Source organism: Novosphingobium sp. (genome assembly GCF_040079535.1).
Lineage (GTDB): Bacteria > Pseudomonadota > Alphaproteobacteria > Sphingomonadales > Sphingomonadaceae > Novosphingobium.
The window spans coordinates 1-18,514 of the sequence record NZ_JBEBKB010000024.1 but is presented as its reverse complement, the minus strand read 5'-3'; the positions used below and the strand labels follow the sequence as shown (position 1 = coordinate 18,514).

Annotated in this window: 16 protein-coding genes and 1 tRNA gene; 10 read left to right on the top strand and 7 right to left on the bottom strand. The window is 61.6% G+C overall.

All coding sequences use genetic code 11. The features are described from left to right. Nucleotides 1-107 precede the first annotated feature (107 nt). Nucleotides 108-1,979, bottom strand: a complete 1,872-nt coding sequence (locus ABL914_RS09080; protein ID WP_391562862.1) for a 2-oxoacid:acceptor oxidoreductase subunit alpha — start codon at nucleotides 1,977-1,979, stop codon at nucleotides 108-110. Between the two features lie 176 nt (nucleotides 1,980-2,155). On the opposite strand from ABL914_RS09080, the gene ABL914_RS09075 reads away from it, so the two are divergent. Next, entirely contained in the window at nucleotides 2,156-3,100 is a 945-nt protein-coding gene (locus ABL914_RS09075) for an alpha/beta hydrolase (RefSeq protein ID WP_391562861.1), read from the top strand. A gap of 8 nt (nucleotides 3,101-3,108) precedes the next feature. Then, the gene (locus ABL914_RS09070) at nucleotides 3,109-3,606 is read left to right on the top strand and encodes an RNA pyrophosphohydrolase (protein ID WP_391562860.1); all 498 of its coding nucleotides are present in this window, start codon (nucleotides 3,109-3,111) and stop codon (nucleotides 3,604-3,606) included. A gap of 36 nt (nucleotides 3,607-3,642) precedes the next feature. On the opposite strand, the gene ABL914_RS09065 is transcribed toward ABL914_RS09070, so the two are convergent. The 5 genes from ABL914_RS09065 to ABL914_RS09045 all read right to left on the bottom strand — a co-directional run bounded on the left by ABL914_RS09065 (nucleotide 3,643) and on the right by ABL914_RS09045 (nucleotide 9,288). Continuing rightward, a complete protein-coding gene (locus ABL914_RS09065) occupies nucleotides 3,643-4,185 on the bottom strand; it encodes a tetratricopeptide repeat protein (RefSeq protein ID WP_391562859.1) in 543 nt (180 codons plus the stop codon). 38 nt (nucleotides 4,186-4,223) lie between these two features. Beyond that, on the bottom strand, nucleotides 4,224-5,393 hold the full coding sequence (locus ABL914_RS09060; RefSeq protein WP_391562858.1) for an RsmB/NOP family class I SAM-dependent RNA methyltransferase: 1,170 nt from the start codon (nucleotides 5,391-5,393) through the stop codon (nucleotides 4,224-4,226). After that, nucleotides 5,390-6,844, bottom strand: coding sequence for an IMP dehydrogenase (gene guaB / locus ABL914_RS09055; protein WP_391562880.1), 1,455 nt, complete (start codon nucleotides 6,842-6,844; stop codon nucleotides 5,390-5,392). Before guaB ends, ABL914_RS09060 begins: the two co-directional genes overlap by 4 nt. 89 nt (nucleotides 6,845-6,933) lie before the next feature. Further along, a complete protein-coding gene (locus ABL914_RS09050; RefSeq protein WP_391562857.1) occupies nucleotides 6,934-8,412 on the bottom strand; it encodes a M28 family metallopeptidase in 1,479 nt (492 codons plus the stop codon). A gap of 120 nt (nucleotides 8,413-8,532) precedes the next feature. Continuing rightward, nucleotides 8,533-9,288: a 3-hydroxybutyrate dehydrogenase gene (locus ABL914_RS09045; protein WP_391562879.1), complete on the bottom strand. Its 756-nt coding sequence runs from the start codon at nucleotides 9,286-9,288 to the stop codon at nucleotides 8,533-8,535. Between the two features lie 87 nt (nucleotides 9,289-9,375). Between ABL914_RS09045 and ABL914_RS09040 the strand changes: the two genes are divergently transcribed. The 8 genes from ABL914_RS09040 to ABL914_RS09005 all read left to right on the top strand — a co-directional run bounded on the left by ABL914_RS09040 (nucleotide 9,376) and on the right by ABL914_RS09005 (nucleotide 17,784). Beyond that, nucleotides 9,376-10,248, top strand: a complete 873-nt coding sequence (locus ABL914_RS09040; protein WP_391562856.1) for a neutral zinc metallopeptidase — start codon at nucleotides 9,376-9,378, stop codon at nucleotides 10,246-10,248. After that, nucleotides 10,248-11,396: an alpha-hydroxy acid oxidase gene (locus tag ABL914_RS09035; protein ID WP_391562855.1), complete on the top strand. Its 1,149-nt coding sequence runs from the start codon at nucleotides 10,248-10,250 to the stop codon at nucleotides 11,394-11,396. The genes ABL914_RS09040 and ABL914_RS09035 overlap by 1 nt, the downstream gene beginning before the upstream one ends. A 66-nt stretch (nucleotides 11,397-11,462) precedes the next feature. Next, nucleotides 11,463-11,538: transfer RNA gene (locus ABL914_RS09030), tRNA-Thr, on the top strand. A 27-nt stretch (nucleotides 11,539-11,565) separates the two neighbouring features. Continuing rightward, nucleotides 11,566-12,555, top strand: coding sequence for an acyl-CoA dehydrogenase family protein (locus ABL914_RS09025; protein ID WP_391562854.1), 990 nt, complete (start codon nucleotides 11,566-11,568; stop codon nucleotides 12,553-12,555). Next, a complete protein-coding gene (locus tag ABL914_RS09020) occupies nucleotides 12,552-13,706 on the top strand; it encodes an acyl-CoA dehydrogenase family protein (protein WP_391562853.1) in 1,155 nt (384 codons plus the stop codon). The genes ABL914_RS09025 and ABL914_RS09020 overlap by 4 nt, the downstream gene beginning before the upstream one ends. Before the next feature lie 302 nt (nucleotides 13,707-14,008). Next, a complete protein-coding gene (locus ABL914_RS09015) occupies nucleotides 14,009-15,703 on the top strand; it encodes a DUF885 domain-containing protein (protein WP_391562852.1) in 1,695 nt (564 codons plus the stop codon). Between the two features lie 201 nt (nucleotides 15,704-15,904). After that, nucleotides 15,905-16,684 (top strand): tryptophan 2,3-dioxygenase, encoded by a 780-nt coding sequence (locus ABL914_RS09010; protein WP_391562851.1) that lies wholly within the window; start codon nucleotides 15,905-15,907, stop codon nucleotides 16,682-16,684. Further along, complete coding sequence (locus ABL914_RS09005) at nucleotides 16,681-17,784, top strand: class V aminotransferase (protein ID WP_391562850.1); 1,104 nt, start codon at nucleotides 16,681-16,683, stop codon at nucleotides 17,782-17,784. The genes ABL914_RS09010 and ABL914_RS09005 overlap by 4 nt, the downstream gene beginning before the upstream one ends. A gap of 13 nt (nucleotides 17,785-17,797) precedes the next feature. Here ABL914_RS09005 and queF read toward each other — a convergent pair whose 3' ends face one another. Further along, on the bottom strand, nucleotides 17,798-18,247 hold the full coding sequence (gene queF, locus ABL914_RS09000; protein ID WP_391562849.1) for a preQ(1) synthase: 450 nt from the start codon (nucleotides 18,245-18,247) through the stop codon (nucleotides 17,798-17,800). Nucleotides 18,248-18,514 lie beyond the last annotated feature (267 nt).

The following is an 18,514-nucleotide window of genomic DNA, read 5'->3' as shown; positions in this document are numbered from 1 at the left end:
CGACCATGCCGATAAGCCGCTTGCCACACCGCGCTCCGGCCTGAACGGCGAAATGGATCCTGAAACAAGTTCAGGATGACGGATAAGGGGAGAGGCGGAAGGAGCAATCACCCCACCGCCCCTTCAATCGCTGCTTCAAGCTCGGCAATCGTAAACGGCTGCCCGCTAACCTTGTTGAGCGGCCGGGCATCGACCAGAAACTGATCGCGCAGCACAGTTTTGAACTGGCCGGTGTTCATTTCTGGCACCAGCACCTTGTCGTAACCGCGCAGCAGATCGCCCAGGTTCTGTGGCAACGGCCAGATGTGGCGAACGTGGATGTGTGAAACGTCCAACCCCTTGGCCCGTGCCCGGCCAACCGCTTGGTGGATCGGGCCATAGGTGCTGCCCCAGCCAACCACGGCGAGCTTACCGCCAGCTTCGCCCAGCGTCACTTCCTGCGCGGGAATGCTGTTTGCCACGCCATCGATCTTGGCTTTGCGGGCATCGGTCATCGTCTGGTGCGCAGCGGCGCTGTAATCCAGGTTGCCGGTGCCGGGGTTCTTCTCGATCCCGCCGATCCGGTGGGTGAGGCCAGGTGTGCCCGGCTTGATCCACGGCCGCGCACCCTTTTCATCGCGGGCATAGGGCAGCAGTGTGCCATTGGGGCCGTTGCGCTGCGCAAGAAATGTGGCCGGGAACGGAGCATAGCTGGCCACATCTGGCACCGCCCATGGTTCGGCCGCGTTGGCGATATAGCCATCGGTCAGCAGGATCACCGGGGTCATATATTGGGTCGCGATCCGCACCGCCTCAATCGCGCAATCAAACGCATCGCCTGGACTACAGGCTGCGATCACCGGGATCGGGGTATCGCCGTTGCGGCCATAGAGCGCCTGATAGAGATCCGATTGCTCAGTTTTGGTAGGCAGCCCGGTTGATGGCCCGCCGCGCTGCGAATTGACGATCACCAGCGGCAGCTCGGTCATCACGGCCAGCCCCATCGCCTCACCTTTGAGCGCGATGCCCGGGCCAGAGCTTGAGGTGACCCCAAGGCTGCCAGCATACGAGGCCCCAATCGCAGAGGCGATTGCGGCGATCTCATCCTCAGCCTGAAAGGTGGTGACCCCAAATTCCTTCATCCCCACCAGATAGTGCAGGATCGAGCTGGCTGGCGTGATCGGATAACCACCAAAGAACATCGGCAGATGCGCCAGCTGCGCGCCTGCCACCAGCCCCATCGCCACGGCTTCTGCGCCGGTGATGGTCCGGTAAAGACCGGGCGGCGTTTCCACTTTATCGATATGCTGCTTGTGCAACTGCCCGCCCAGCTCAGCCGTTTCACCATAGGCATGCCCGGCATTAAGCGCGGCAATGTTGGCCTCTGCCAGTACCGGGTTCTTCCTGAACTTATTGGTCAGCCATTCGGTCAGCGGGGCCCGGTCGCGATCGAACATCCACAGCGCAAGGCCCAACGTCCACATGTTTTTGCAGCGCAGCGCATCCTTGTTGCCAAGGCCGAAGGGCTTCACCGCCTCTACCGTCAGTGCCGAGATATCGAAGGCCAGCACCTGCCATTTGGCCAGGCTGCCATCCTCAATCGGGCTGACTTCGTAGTGCGCCTTATCAAGGTTGCGCTTGGTGAACTCACCCGTATCGGCAATGATCAGCCCGCCGGGCTTGAGCATGCCGACATTGGTTTTCAGCGCCGCCGGGTTCATCGCCACCAGCACGTCCGGGGCATCACCAGCGGTGTCGATCGCAGTCGAGCCGAAATTGATCTGGAACGCAGATACGCCAAACAGTGTGCCCTGCGGCGCGCGGATTTCCGCCGGGAAATCGGGGAATGTGGCAAAATCGTTGCCGGCCAGCGCGCTGGAGAGGGTAAATTGCCCGCCGGTCAGCTGCATGCCATCGCCGCTATCGCCGGCAAAACGGACTACTACGGCTTCGGGGTGATTCAGGGTGGAAACGTTTGCTTCGGCGGTCTGGGTGGCCATGCTCTATCCTTGCGGGCGGCGGTATGCGCCGCCACTGTCGCCTCAATTGGACAGGCGCAATGAAGATTTTCTCCACAGCGCCCAAACGCAATCGACAAGAGAAGCGCGAAGGCGGCTAGTCAAGTGGCAATTGGCAATTTAACCTGTCGATTAAACAGGCTTGAGAGGATTCATGCATGACTGATGGCACACCCTTCATCCGCGATGATGTGCAGGGCTTTCTCGCGCTGGTAAACAGTTTGCCCGCCCCCGAAGCGCTGGTGCCCGAAGAGCAACGCGCCGGCTATCTGGGCCTGAAAGCCATGACCGAGGCCGATCCCAGGCCAATGGCAGTGATCAAGAACCTGGCCTGCCCCGGCCCCGCCGGCGATATCCCGGTGCGGTTCTATGATGTGCGCGAAAGCCGTGATCCCAGCCCGGTGATTCTGTTTTTCCATGGCGGTGGCTTCGTGATCGGTGATCTTGATTCGCACAATTCGCTGTGCACCGAACTGTCGCACGTGCTCGACCTGCCGGTTTTGGCGGTCAATTATCGCAAGGCCCCCGAACATCCGTTTCCCGCGGCGCCCGATGATTGCGAGGCTGTGGCGCGCTGGCTGGCCGCAAGCCCGGCCGAGCTGGGCCGCACAGTCACGGGCCTTGCCACGATCGGCGGCAGTGCTGGCGGAAATCTAGCGACGGTCACGGCCCGTGCGCTTTGCACCACACCGGCTGCCGCGCCGATGCTGTTGCAAGTGCTGCTCTATCCGGCAACCGACGAATCGCAGGATGGATCGATGGAAACATTTGCCGAAGGACACCTGCTGACCAAATTGGCGATGGACTGGTTCTATTCGTTGTACCTGCCCGAAAGCGGCAATCCGCGCGCCTTCCCGCTGCACGCCAGCGCACAAGGCATGTGCCCCTCGATCGTTGCCACCCCCGGACTCGATCCGCTGCAGGACCAGGGCCGGCGGATCGCCGCCAAGCTGGTCGATGCCGGGGTCGATACACTGTTCCTGCACTTCCCCGGGCTGACCCACGATTTCTCCTCCACCCGCAAGGCCTTGCCCAGCGCCCAGAAGGACGTGGAAACGATTATGGCGGCGATGAAGTTGATGTTGGAGAAGAATTCGGCTTAAGGGGCGACATGACCGACCTTGCCAATCTCCCCTATCGCCCTTGCGTGGGCATCATGATGGTGAATTCCACCGGCATGGCCTTTGTTGGCCGCCGGATCGATACCCGCGGCCAACCTGACGAAGGCGGGGTCTATTGGCAAATGCCCCAAGGCGGGGTGGATGAAGGCGAAGATCTGCGCGATGCTGCGCTGCGCGAGCTGTGGGAAGAAACCGGGGTGGAAGAACGCCACGTTACCCTGATCGCGCAGACCGCCGAAGAACTGCTCTATGATCTGCCCGATTATCTGATCGGCAAGCTGTGGAAGGGCCGCTATCGCGGGCAACGCCAGCACTGGTTTCTGGCGCGCTTTTCTGGCGAGGATGCCGATATTCATCTGGCCCGGCACGATCCGCCCGAATTCAGCCACTGGCAATGGTCGAACCCCGACGAGCTGCCCGATCTGATCGTGCCGTTCAAAAAGCGCGTTTACCGCGCAGTGCTGGATGAGTTCAGGGATCTGATTTGAACCGCCGACCCGGATCAAGTCCGGGCGGTTGCGATCCTAGTTCGGCGTAACGACGGGCTTCGCTTCAACCTGGGCAGAGGAAACCTCGGCTTTTGGCTCTACCTGCGCGGCGGTCACAACCGGTGGCGGCGGACCTTTTGCAATGGCGGCAGCAAGCTGTTTGGCCGGGGCACACTTGTCATTCCCGCACAGCTGGACCAGCCGATCATAATTGCGCCGGGCTTTTTCAACCGCGCCTTTTTCAACCAGCGCCGCGCCTTCACCGGCCAAGGCATACTGGTTATTGGGGTCAATCGCCAGCGCGACCCGGTAGTAATGCAGGGCCTTGCCCAGCATTCCCTGCTGGCGCGTGGCATCGGCCAGATTGAGCAAGATCGCGACATGGCCGGGCTGGATCGCCAGCGCGGCCTCAAAATCGCTGATTGCATCATCGACATTGCCTGCGGCCATGGCCGTTCGTCCAGCCTGAACGAGCGTTGCAGCCCGCGGATCAAGCGGCATTGGCGGTGCCGAATAACTGGTACTGGCCGAAACAGCGACAAGCAGCGCAAGCGCAAGCGCAGCGGGAGTATAACGCATTATCTGCTCCTTGAGCGATACCATTTGCCGATCTGTTATCACGGCGAAACAAAACGTGCGATGAAAAATCCGTCGGTTGCATCGTGCGCTGGTGACAGGCGCAGGCCAGGCTCACGGGGGGTCCCGGCCGGCAGATCAAGCGGCACCGCGCGCCAATCAGGATGCCTTGCCAGGAACTGCCGGGCCTGGTTGGCGCCTTCATCATCCAGCACCGAGCAAGTAACATAATTCAGCCGCCCGCCGGGCTTGACCAGCGCTGCCGCCAGATCAAGCAGCCGCGCCTGGATCGCGGTCAGCCGCTCCAGTTCCTTGCTATTCAACCGCCAGCGCGCTTCAGGATTGCGCCGCCAGGTGCCGGTGCCCGAACACGGCGCATCAACCAATACCGCATCGGCCTGCCCGGCCAGATCGGCCAGTGCTTCGCTTTCACGCCCGGGATTGAGCAGTCGCTGTTCGATAATTATCACCCCGGCGCGGTCAGCGCGCGGGGCCAGCCTTGATAGCCGGGCCCGATCAATATCGCAGGCGATCAGGCGCCCACGGTTGTCCATCGCTGCGGCCAGTGCCAGCGACTTTCCTCCTGCCCCAGCGCACAGATCAACCACCGTTTCGCCGGGCAAAGCTGCCACCGCATGCCCGGCCAGCTGCGATCCGGCATCCTGCACCTCGATCTGCCCGGCCTTGAACGCATCCCATTGCTCCACCGGTGTTCCGGGGGGATAGCGCAGGCCCAGCGGGCTATGCAGCGGTTCGCCAGATTGTGGCAGTTCGGCACTTCCGCGCAAAGGGTTGAGCCGAATGTCGAGCGGCGCACGTTCCAGCATCGCGGGCCAGTCTGCCGGATCAATCGCGCTTTCGATCAGCCGGGCTTCAAGCCACTGCGGCGCAGTTCCGCCCAGCCCGATCGGCTCATCCAGCCCAATCGGCTGCGGCCCGTGGTGCGATCCATCGAACAGCGCGGGTAGCGCTGGATCGGCCTGAGCCAATCGCAGCATCGCCGCCCTGCCGCTGGCCGGGATCGGCCCGCAGCTGCGGATTGCGGCAAATACCAGCTCGCGCACCGCGCGGCGATCCTTGCTGCCGGCAAAACGGTGGCTGCGAAACCAATCGGCAACGATCTTGTCTGCACTGGCCCCGCCGCTGGTGGCAGCCGTGATAACCAGATCGAGGATCTCGATTGCCGATTGAACGCGCGCAGCAGGCGTCACAACTTGTAGTTCGGGGCCTCGCGGGTGATCGTCACGTCATGGACGTGGCTTTCCTTAAGGCCCGCACCCGTAATCCGCACAAATTGGCCGCGCTCCTGAAGCTGTTCGATCGTGGCGCTGCCGGTATATCCCATCGCTGCCTTGATCCCGCCGACCAGTTGGTGAACCACGTCCTTGGCCGGGCCTTTGTACGGCACCTGGCCTTCGATCCCTTCGGGCACCAGCTTCATCTGGTCCTTGATATCGCCCTGGAAATAGCGGTCTGCACTGCCCCGGCCCATTGCGCCGACCGAGCCCATGCCGCGATAGCTTTTATAGACGCGGCCCTGATACAGGAACGTCTCGCCCGGCGCCTCTTCGGTTCCGGCCAGCATCGATCCAACCATGATCGTCGAAGCCCCGCCGGCCAGCGCCTTGGCTGCATCGCCTGATGTGCGCAGACCCCCATCGGCGATGATCGGCACGCCGCTATCCTTGGCCGCGCGTGCCGCATCCATGATCGCGGTCAGCTGCGGCACGCCAACGCCGGCAACCACGCGGGTGGTGCAGATAGAGCCAGGCCCGATCCCCACTTTCACGGCATCCGCCCCGGCATCGATTAGCGCGCGGGTCGCTTCATAGGTGGCAACATTTCCGGCGATCACTTGCGCCGAATTGGATAGTTTCTTGACCCGTTCAACTGCGCGGGCAACGTCCTTGTTGTGGCCATGCGCAGTATCGATAATCACCACATCGCATTCGGCTGCCAGCAGCGCTTCGGTGCGTTCAAAGCCCTTATCACCCACAGTGGTGGCAGCGGCAACGCGCAGTCGCCCGGCAGCGTCCTTGGTCGCATCGGGATAATTGACCGCTTTTTCGATATCCTTGACTGTAATCAGCCCGGTGCAGTGGAATTGATCGTCAACCACCAGCAGCTTTTCGATCCGGCGGGCATGCAGCAAACGCCGCGCCTCATCCTCGCTCACCCCGGTGCGGACCGTGGCAAGGTTTTCGTGGGTCATCAGTTCGCGCACCGGCTGCGCGGGATTGGCGGCAAATCGAACGTCACGGTTGGTCAGGATGCCAACCAGCTTGCCGCCGGCCTCAACCACCGGAATTCCGGAAATCCGATTGGCTTCCATCAGCGCGCGGGCTTCGCCCAGCGTCGCTTCGGGTGAAATAGTGATCGGATTGATCACCATCCCGCTTTCAAACCGCTTGACCGCGCGCACCGCAGCGCACTGTTCCTCAACCGTCAGATTGCGGTGGAGCACCCCGATGCCGCCCAATTGCGCCATGACAATCGCCATGTCAGCTTCGGTCACGGTATCCATCGCCGATGAGATGACCGGGATGTTGAGCGCGATGTCGCGCGTCAGATGGGTGCGGGTGTCTGCCATTGAAGGCAGCACTTCGGATTCGGCCGGACGCAGCAAAACATCGTCAAAAGTCAGACCAAGCGGGATTTCGATAGTTGCCACAGTGCCTCTGGGTTGGGGTGCGATTCGTGGCGGCCCATGTAACCGCACTGTGGCAAAAGGGCTAGGCCTTACAGGATTGGCTAAATTTTGGGCCGGTATGGCACCTTCTTGGGATCGGCAAACCAGCGCACCAGCGCGGTCAGAAATTCAACGTCATCGGCCGCCCCGCCCAGTTCAAGATCGGGCTTCACGATATCGCTGGGGCGGTGATAATCGCTGTCCATAAAGGCCTCTACCCGGGCAAAATCCCCCCACGAGCTTGATACCATTACCGCCGGGACATCGTGTTGCAACAGCTCCCAGCCGTCCTGGCGGCGGGCAAAGGCATTGGCGCGATCATCCTGGACCAGCTTCTTTTTCTGCTGCTTGGCGACTAGCGCGATCTGCGCATCAAGCGGTGTCATCCCCCGTCCGACAATTGCAAAGGGTTGACCAGCCGGTGCCAGTGCCACGCTGTCTATATTGAACGCGGCCACAAATTGGCTCAGCGGGATCGGCGGGTTTTCGGCAAATGCCCGGGCCCCCAGCAAGCCCAATTCTTCCGCCGTGGTCGCCAGAAAATAGACATCGCGGTCCATCTGCGGCCCTTTGGCCAGGCGCCGTGCCACTTCGATCATCACCGCCAGCCCGCTGGCATTGTCTATCGCGCCGTTGCAGATCAGGTGTTCGGCCGGTGGCTGCGCACAAGTGCCAAAATGGTCCCAATGCGCCACCAGCAGTACCGCGCCTTGCGAAGGGCGTTTGCCCGGCAATTTGCCGATGAAGTTATGGCTGCGGATTTTGGTTTCGCGGGTGGTGGCTTCAAGCGAGATCACCAGATCAATCGGCATGAACACAAAATTGGGGGCAGCGGCGCTCGTCTGGAGGCTTTTTACCGAGAGCTTGTTCCCGGCCAGTACCCCATCCAGCGCCTTGGCGGCAATGAACCCGTCGATATCGCCGCCCAGTTCCTCATTGGCCAGCGCATAGCCCTGACGCTGGCGCCGGGCGGTGACGTTTTCAAGCGTTCGCGTTCCATCAAGCACAGTCAGGACACCCGCCGCCCCGGCCTGGATCAGTGCGTTCTGACGGTCCGAATTCTCAATCCCGTTATCCAGCAGCAATGCCACCCGCCCTGCCAGATCGGCCCGCGAGGGAACGATCTTGCCGGTTCCGACAAATACGATCGGCGCATTTTCAACCAGCGCGCGCTTGCCCGAGGTGTAAACCTGGACGTCCTGCTGCAACACGAAAACCCGCCGGCCCTTGCGGGCGAACACCGCCCGGCTGGTCGCCGGCTCGCGCCCCAGCAGGGTAACGGGGGTAAACCAGGGGTGTCCCGGATCGTTGGTGCCCGAAACCAGCCCCATGTCGAAAAACTGTTTGCCGATATAGCGCAGCGTCTTGGTTTCGCCGTCGGTCCCCGGTTCGCGCCCACCATAGGCATCGCTGGCCAGTTCGGTGATATGGGCCATCAGCTGCAATCTAAGCTCGGCTGCGGCCCGTTCCTGGCGCGATGCAGCCGCCAGCGGATCAAGCAACAGCGCGGCCGCAACCAGCAGCACCGCCAATCGTTTCATCGCTGATGCAAGACACTTCATCCCGGCGGACACACACCAAAACACGCGCGCCTGCAAGCAGCGAACGCGGTAAACGGTGGTTCAACCATCTGACGTGGCAAGTTGGCCACGCTGCACGCGCTATTCGGCGGTCCAGCCGCCATCCATGCTGATGTTGGTTCCGGTGATATTGGCTGCAGCGTCACGGCACAGGAACACAGCCATTTCGCCGATGTCCGAAGGCTGAACGAACTTGCGGGTGGGCTGCCGCACCAACATCACATCATTGATAACCTGATCGCGGGTAAGCCCGCGCGCCGCCATGGTATCGGGAATCTGGCCTTCGACCAGCGGGGTCCAGACATAGCCGGGGCAGATGCAATTGGCCGTTATGTTGTGCGTCGCCAGTTCCAGCGCCAGGGTCTTGGTCAGGCCTGAAAGCCCGTGCTTGGCCGCAACATAGGCCGATTTGTATGGCGATGCAGTTAGCGCGTGGGCACTAGCGGTGTTGATGATCCGGCCCCAGCCCGCCGCCTTCATATGCGGGATCGCCAGGCGGCAGGCATCGAACGCGGCGGTCAGATTGAGCGAGAGGATCATATCCCACTTTTCAACCGGAAACTCTTCCACCGGAGCCACATGCTGAACCCCGGCATTGTTGACCAGTATGTCGATTGCACCGGCCCCGGCCATCAGCGCTTCCACCCCTTCGCGCCGCGATAGATCGGCGGGAATATGAACCGCGCCCAGTTCTTCGCGCAGCCCGGCGATCACCGCAGCCTCGCCAAAGCCCGAAAGCACAACCTCAGCCCCTTCGGCGCGCAACGCGCGGGCCACGGCCAGCCCGATTCCCGAAGTTGAACCGGTTACCAGTGCGCGTTTGCCCTGAAGAAACATAATCGACTCCACCCGTTGCGCAAATGCGCTATAGCTGGCCGCCATACGGTGGGCAGACAATCTGTCCAGCCATTGGGGAGCCAATTCATGCGCCTGGACGATTTCGATCCCGATGCCATCAAGGTTGAAGATCAGCGCGGCAGCGGCGGCCGGGGATTTCCGATGGGCCGCGGTGGACAAATGGGCTGCGGCACATTGGTGATCGTGATGATCGCATCGATGGTGCTGGGGGTTGATCCGGGGCAGTTGATCGGCGGGCTTGAACAGGCCCAACCGCAAGAACAATCTGGTGTGGTTGGCGGCACCGATGAGACGACCAGTTGCCGGATCGATGCCGGCAGCAAGCAAAGCTGCGATGCGCTTACCTCGCTCAACAAAACCTGGCAGCCGCTGTTTGCGGCCGCCAACATTCGCTTCATCGATCCAAAACTGGTGTTCTATTCGCAGAACGGTAATTCAGGCTGCGGCGCAGCGCAAAGCGCGATGGGGCCGTTCTACTGCCCGGAAGATGGCGGGATCTACCTCGATACCGATTTCTTCAGCCAGATGGACCGCGAATTGGGCGCCAGCGGCCCGTTTGCGCGCGATTACGTGATCGCGCACGAATATGGCCATCATCTCCAGAAACTGCTGGGCATGTCGGATCAGGTCCGCAGCCTTCAGGCCCAAAATCCGCGCCGCGCCAACGAACTTTCGGTGCGGTTGGAATTGCAGGCCGATTGCTATGCCGGGGTCTGGGCCGCGAAGAACAAGGACCGGCTGGAACCAGGCGACATGGAAAGCGGATTGAACGCAGCGCATGCGATCGGCGATGATACGCTGATGCAGAATGCCGGCCGCCGCGCATCGCCCGAGGCATTTACCCACGGCACCAGCGAACAGCGCACACAGTGGCTGCGCCGGGGCATGGAAACCGGCAACGAAGATAGCTGCGATACTTTTTCCGATCTCCGGCGCTGATGCGCCTTACCGATTGCCACAATATCGATGATTTCCGGCGGCTGGCAAAGCAGCGTCTGCCCTGGCCGGTGTTTGACTATATCGACGGCGCGGCTGACGATGAACTGACCAAGGTCCGCAACACCCAGGCCTATGATCGCGCCGATCTGGTGCCCGATGTGCTCGCCGGGGTTGAAACGATTGATACCAGTTGCACGATCCTGGGCCGGCAAAGCGCGCTGCCGCTGGTGCTGTCCCCCACCGCCTTGCAGCGCGTGTTTCACTGGCAAGGCGAACGCGCAGTGGCGCGCGCCGCAGACAAATTTGGCCTGTGGTGCGGGATTTCAAGCCTGGCCACGGTCAGCATTGAGGAGATCGCGGCGCTGACCAGCGGACCCAAGATGTTTCAGCTCTATGTTCACAAGGACAAGGCGCTCAATGCCAGCATGATTGAACGCTGCAAGGCGGCCAAGTTCGATGCGATCGTGTTGACAGTGGACACTATTGTTGGCGGCAAGCGCGAACGCTGTCTGCGCTCAGGATTCTCTTCGCCGCCCAAATTCACTGCCAGATCGGCGCTGTCCTATGCGCTGAAGCCACGCTGGGCGCTGGACTATCTCTTGCGTGAGAGGTTTTCGCTGCCCAATCTTGATACCCATGTGCGTGAAGGCACCGCCCAATCGGTTTCGATCCAGAAGTATTTCTCCGAAATGCTTGACCAGTCGATGGACTGGAAAATGGTTGAGCAGATCCGCGCCGATTGGGGCGGCAAGTTCGCGCTGAAAGGCGTGATGAGCGCCGCCGATGCCGTGCGCGCGGCCGATATGGGGATCGATGCGATAATGATCTCGAATCACGGCGGCCGCCAGCTTGATGGCAGCCGCGCGCCGTTCGATCAGTTGCCCGAGATTGTCGCTGCGGTGGACGGCCGGATCGAGATCATCTGCGATGGCGGGGTGCGGCGCGGCACCCATGTGCTCAAGAGCCTCTGCGCCGGGGCCTCTGCGGCATCGGGCGGGCGGCTCTATCTGTATGCGCTGGCCGCTGCCGGGCAGGACGGGGTAGAACGAGCGCTGATGATCCTGAAGGAAGAGATTGAGCGCGCGATGAAGCTGATGGGGGTTACGCGGATCAATCAATTCAATCCCGAACGGTTGCGCTGGCGTTAGGGGCTGGACCTTTCCCGCGCTCTGACGCAAAGGCAAACCGACACCAAGGGTCAGGTTTGAAAATGGGCCGGCTTAGCTCAGTTGGTAGAGCACCTGATTTGTAATCAGGGGGCCAGGGGTTCGAATCCTCTAGCCGGCACCAGACCAGAACAAGGATGCGCGCGCCACCATGCTTGCCGAAATGATCGAACGTCTGCTGGACCGGAACCTTGACGATACCGCTCAGGCCCAAGCCCGCAGCGGCGAATGGTTGCCGCAGCTGTGGTCAGAGGTTGAAGAAATGGGGCTGCCGTTGGCCTTGCTAACCGAAGTGCAAGGCGGGTTTGGGTTGAGCTTTGCCGAAGCGGGCGAGGCGCTGCGCCTGCTGGGCCGGCATGCGATGCCGCTGCCCGTGGCCGAGACCATGGCCGCAAACCAGCTGCTTGCCAACGCCGGTCTGCCGCTGGCCGAGGGGCCGGCTGGTCTGGCCCGCGGCGATGATATCAATGTGGATGGCGTCCGGCTTTTTGGCAGGGCCGAACGCGTATCCTGGGGCGAAAATCTTGATTGCCTGGCGCTTGCCGTCGGCGAAACGCTTTACCGCATTCCGCGCTCTGGCTGGGCGCTGGCCGAACCTGGCACCGCGCTCAATTTCCATCCGCGTCCTTCGCTGATGATCGACTGGACGGTCGATGCGAGCGCTGCCCTGCCCTATTGCCCGTTGGCCGCAGGCGCGACCGTTCGTGCTTTCCAGATCGCTGGCGCGCTTGAAGCCTGCCTTGATCTTACGCTGGATCATACCAGCACCCGGGTGCAATTCGGCAAGGCATTGCAGAAGTTTCAGGTGGTCCAGCACGAATTGGCCAAGCTGGCCGGCGAGCTGGCCTGCGCCACCGCCGCCGCCGATCTGGCCGGCGAAGCACTGGCGCGCGGCGATCTGCGCGGGGTGGCTGCAGGATCGTTGCGCGCGCGCGAAGCAGCCGGAAACGGGGCAGCCATTGCAACCCAGATGCACGGCGCAATCGGATTTACCCGCGAACACCGCCTGCACCTTTACACCACCAGTCTGTGGACCTGGCGCGACGAATTTGGCGGGCAGGTTTCATGGGCAAAGCTGCTGGGCCAGGCCGCGCTTGATGCAGGAGAGGCCGGCTACTGGCCGATGGTGACACAATTATGAGCGCTATTCCTTTCCCCGCCCCGCCCGTCGATACCGACGCCGTAATCGCGCTGCGATCAGAGTTCCGCGCGTTCCTGGACCAGCAATTGGGCCACCGCACCCCGCGCCAGCGCAGCGATAACTGGTACGGCTTCAGCCGTGAATTTTCACTCGCGATGGGCCAGGCCGGATACCTTGGCATGACCTGGCCCAAGCAGTATGGCGGACATGAACGCAGCGCATTCGAGCGTGCGGTAATAGTTGAGGAATCGCTTGCCTTTGGCGCCCCGGTGGGGGCGCACTGGATCGCCGATCGGCAAAGCGGGCCCTCGATCATCAAGTTCGGCACCGATGCTCAAAAAGAAACGATCCTGCCGCGGATCGCCAAAGGCGAACTGGCCTTCGGGATCGGAATGAGCGAACCCGATTCCGGATCAGACCTTGCCGCCACCCGGACCAAGGCGGTGCGTGATGGCGATCTTTATCGCGTCACCGGCACCAAAGTCTGGACCAGCTTTGCCCACGAGGCGGACTATGTGATCCTGTTCTGCCGGACCAGCGGCACCCCCGCAGACCGCCACGCCGGAACCAGTCAGCTGCTGATCGATCTGAAAAATACCCCCGGCCTGACGATCAAGCCGATCATCGATCTGGCTGGGCAGCATCACTTCAACGAAATGCATTTTGAGGATGCCGCCGTTCCGGCGGGCAACCTGCTGGGCCAGGAAGGCGATGGCTGGAACCAGGTGATGAGCGAGCTGGCTTTTGAACGATCGGGCCCGGAACGGTTCCTCTCCTCAATCGAGCTGATGTATCAATTGATCGCGATGTTGCAGGGCAAGGATAGCGATGCCGCGCTGATCACGCTGGGCCGATTGACCGGACAGCTTGCGGTGCTGCGGCGGCTGTCACGCTCTGTTGCAGGAATGCTGCAAAACAAGCAGGACGCCGGATTGCAGGCCGCGATCGTCAAGGATGTTGGCGCAGTGTGGGAACAGGTGCTGCCCGATGTGGCCCGTACGCTGATCGATGCCGAAGCCGATCCGCGCAGCCAAAAAGCCTATGCCGGGGTGCTGGCCAATATCGTCCACAATGCCCCCAGCTGGTCTTTGCGCGGGGGCACGCGCGAGATCCTGCGCGGGATCATCGCGCGCGGTCTTGGAACGCGCTGACGCAAGAGCGGCGTGCGGTATATCTGATCCACCGTGATTGCTCTGGGAAGTTCCGTGGGGAGGAGCAGTCCGAAGGGCGGGCCGATTTTGGCCCGTGGGAGCGTTGCTTGTCGATCACGATGCTACGGCATCGCTCACTCCTCGCGCCTCCCCACGAACCAAAATCGGCTCCGTCACGGTGGGTCAGATATACCGCACGCCGCTCTATGTGGGCCAGATAAGGCTGTTTGTCGGATTTGGATTGCCGCTCTGGGGACACAGGCCCAGACTGTTCTGCTGGGACACCGATTGGGAGAGCACCGATGAAATTCCGCCCCGCCATGCTGGCACTGCTAGCTGCAACCGCGATTGCCGGATGCAAACCGGCCACGCCCAAGCTGGAATTTTCCGCTTTCACCCAAAGCACCATTGATGGCTGGCTGAAGCATGATCCCTATTTTGCGGTTTATCAGGGCGCGCATCAGTTTGATGGCAAATGGGCCGATTGGTCTGACGCCGGGCTGAAAGCGCGCGGCGATTTTCTGCGCGGGGTGATTGCTTCGGCCAAGGCCTATGAAGGCCTGTCGGACAAGGACCGTTTTACGCGCGATTACATGGTCAAAGCCGCCGAAGGGCAGCTGTTCTGGCTGGAGGAAGCGGACCAGCCGCACAAGAACCCGGCCTGGTATGTCGGCAACTTCGATCCCAATGTCTATCTTGCCCGCGAATATGCCGATCGGCCAACCCGGCTCAAAGCCCTGATCGCGTTTCTGCAAGGTGTTCCAGGTGCCGCGCAGCAGGCTCAGGCCAATCTCAAGGGCCCGCTTCCCGCCAGCTTCATCAAATTCGGATCAAGCGCGTTTGGTGGCTATGCCGAATTTTATGGCGGCGACATGATCAAGGCTTTCGCCGATGTCAAAGACCCAGATCTGCAAAAGCAGCTTGCCGATGCTGCCAGCAAAGCGTCTGCCGCGATGGCGGGGCTGACTGCGTGGCTGGGGGGGCAAGAGAAAGACGCGACCCAGGACTTCATGCTGGGCGAAGCCAAATTCGCCCGGATGCTGAGCGCAAGCGAAGCCGTGGACGTACCGCTGGCTGAACTGGAAAGAGCCGGGCGCGCCGATATGGCCCGCAATCAGGCGGCGCTCAAGCAAGAGTGCGACAAGTTCGCCCCCGGCAAAAGCGTTCAGTACTGCATGGTGAAGCTTAACGCCAACCTTCCCGAAGGCGGCGCCGTGGCCGAGGCAACCCGCCAGATCCCTGAACTGACCGCTTTCGTCAAAGCCCAGAACATCGTTTCGATACCAGGCACGGAACAGGCGCTGGTCCGCCAAAGCCCGCCCTACAACGCGCAGAACGGGGCCTATATCGATCCGCCAGGGCCGTTCGAAAAGGGTATCCCGTCTATCTACTATATCGCCGCGCCCGATCCTTCGTGGCCAGCGGAAAAGCAGCGGGCCTATATTCCGGGCAAGAAGGACCTGCTGTTCACCAGTGTTCACGAAGTGATGCCGGGCCACTTCCTGCAATTCGTTCACGCCAATCGCAGCCCGTCGATGTTCGGGCGGTTGTTCGTTGGCTATGCCTTTGCCGAAGGCTGGGCGCATTATAGCGAGGAAATGATGTGGGAGGCCGGATACGGCGCAGGCGATCCAGAGACACACATCGGCCAGCTTTCCAACGCACTGCTGCGCAATTGTCGCTACCTTTCAGCGATTGGCCTGCACACCGGAAAGATGACGCAGGAACAATCCAAGCAATTGTTCATGGCCGAATGTTTCCAGGATGAAGGCACCGCCGAACAGCAGGCAGCGCGCGGCACCTATGATCCGGCCTACCTCAACTATACACTTGGCAAGCTGATGATCCGCAAGCTGCGCACCGATTGGACTGCCAGCCGCGGTGATCGGGCCGCGTGGAAGGACTTTCACGACACGTTCCTGAGCTATGGTGGCCCGCCAATCCCGCTGGTGCGCCAATCGATGCTGGGTGAGAGCGAAGCCAAGGCTGCGTTTTAAAGTCTGTTCCACTTACGTGGACGCAACACCGGCCCACTCCCCCTCCCGGCCACCCAATTTTTGGGCAACCTATGGGTGGCCGGGAGGGGGAGTGGGCCGGTGTTGTGCGGTTTCAGACTAACTGAAACAAACCCCAGTCCTGCATTTACTTGCAAATGAAACCAGTTTTGCCATGGTCGCGGGATGACTGATTCCGCGCCCATGACCTACGCCCGCTACCTTGATCTGGACGCGCTGCTTGCTTGCCAGCAGCCGCGTTCCGATTGCGATGATGAGATGCTGTTCATCGTGATCCATCAATCGAAGGAGCTGTGGCTGAAACAGGCGATCCGCGAGCTGAAGCTGGCCGTTTCGCAGGTTCAGGCCGATCAGCTGATCCATGCCTACAAGGCGCTGGCGCGGGTCAGCCGGATCCAGGCGGTGCTGACGCTCAGCTGGGACGTGCTCAGCACAATGACCCCAAGCGACTATACCCGGTTCCGCGATGTGCTAGGCCCATCCAGCGGGTTCCAGTCTGACCAGTTCCGCACGATCGAATATATGCTGGGGCTGAAGGATCCGCGCTTTCTGGCCTATCAGGATGATCGCCCCCAGGCCCGTTCGGCGATGGAAGCCGCGCTTGGCGCACCCAGCATGTGGGATGAAGCGATCCGCGCCGCCGCTCGCGCCGGCCTTCCGATTCCCAATGCAGTGCTAACCCGCGACGTGACCCTGCCTTATAAGGCAGACGACGGCGTAGAGGCCGCTTTCCTGATCGTATATCAACAGCCCGAACGCTATTGGGAACTGTATCAGCTGGCTGAAAAGCTGATCGATATCGATGATGCCATGGCGGTCTGGCGGCACAAGCACGTGCTGACCGTAGAGCGTGTGATCGGCGCCAAAATGGGCACCGGCGGTACGGCCGGAGTGGCCTATCTGCAATCGACACTGGGCAAGCGGGCGTTCCCTGAACTGTGGAGCCTGAGGACCACACTGTGAGCTTCAAGCGCCTGTTCAGCCGCGCGCTGGGGGCCGCACCGGGCCGGCTGCACTTTGCCGCGCACAGCCATCATCTGTGGCCTGATGCCAGCTTTGCCGGGCAGATGCAGGCTTGGGAAGACGCAGCGGTGCTAGCCGATCACAAGTGGGAACGGATTTTTGCCGAGGTCGTTCCCGAAGCGCAGCGCCACATCGCCCGCGAACTGGTGCTGCCCGATCCGGCAACGATCGCCTTTTCGCCCAACACCCACGATTTTGTGGTGCGGATTTTTTCCGCACTGCCGGTTCAGCGCCCCCGCGTGCTGGCCAGCGATGGAGAGTTTCATTCGTTCCGCCGCCAATCATTGCGCTGGGCCGAAGCAGGGCGAATTGATCTGGTCACGGTGCCGCTCGACCGGCTGGTTGAAACGGCTGAAGTCGGCGGGTTTGATCTGATCTTCACCAGCCAGGTCCAGTTCAATTCCGGCCGCGCGCTGGACGCGATCGATCGTCTGGCCGCACTTGCCCGGCCCGATGGCCCGTGGGTGGTGATCGATGGTTATCATGGCTTCATGGCCATTCCGACTGATCTTTCAGCGGTGGCGAGCCGGGTTTTCTATCTTGCCGGCGGCTACAAATACGCGATGGCCGGCGAAGGTGTTTGCTTTATGCATGCCCCGCCCGGCTTTGGTCCGCGCCCCGAAATAACCGGCTGGTACGCGGCCTTTGATGATCTGGCTGCGCAGCAAGGCGGGATTGGCTTTGCCCCCGATGGACGCCGGTTTCTGGGCAGCACATTCGATGCCACGGGGCTTTTCCGGTTCAATGCGGTCCGGCGGATGCTGGCCGATGAAGGCCTTACCACTGCCGCGATTTCAACCCATTGTAACGGCCTTAAGGCCCGATTTCTGGCCGCCAATCCGCTGCCCGGCCTGCAATGCATCAGCGGCGCCGATGCCCGCTTTCTGGCGTTGCAGGGTGAAACCGCCCCCGCGATTTACGATGCCTTGACCAGGGCCGGAGTGGTGGCTGACCTGCGCGGCGATGTGCTGCGGATCGGCTTTGCAGTCTATCACGATGCAGCCGATGTCGATGCGCTGATCGCGCGGCTACGGCTTTAGTGCCAACACCTAACTAACCCCGCCCACGATAGCTGGCCACACCCTGATCGGGCACCCACAGCCCGTCTGGCGCGGGCCCGCTTTGCCAGAACACATCGATCGGCATCCCGCCGCGCGGGTACCAGTAGCCGCCGATCCGCAGCCAGCGGGGCTGCATCTCATCCACCAGGCGCTGGCCGATCCCCACGGTCATATCCTCGTGAAACCCGGCATGATTGCGAAACGAGCCCAGGAACAGCTTGAGGCTTTTGGATTCCACGATCGTTTTGCCCGGCGCATAATCAATCACCAGATGCGCAAAATCGGGCTGGCCGGTTACGGGGCACAGCGAGGTAAATTCGGGCACGGCAAATCGGGCAAGATAGAGTGCAGTTGGGCGCGGGTTGGGCACGTAATCGAGCACGGCCTTATCCGGCGAGGCGGGAAGCGCGCTCTGCTGTCCCAGATGAAGTGTGTCTGCCATGCAACGCGCCATGCCCCGATCGCGACAAATGCACAAGTCAGCGGTTGGAACGCGAAGGTTCACTTCCTATTAAAGCCAAGTGGGACTATCGACCCGCATTCGCGCAGCTATCGGACAAGAAAATGAACAAGTCTGGGGGGATAATGCAAGCCGCCGGTGCCTTGGCACTGCTGCTGGCGCTCGCTCCGGCTGCGCTGATCGCGCAGGCCCGGCCCGATTTCAGCATCCCCGGTTCGCGGCCCAGCACCAATCCAGGCGCCCAGGGCC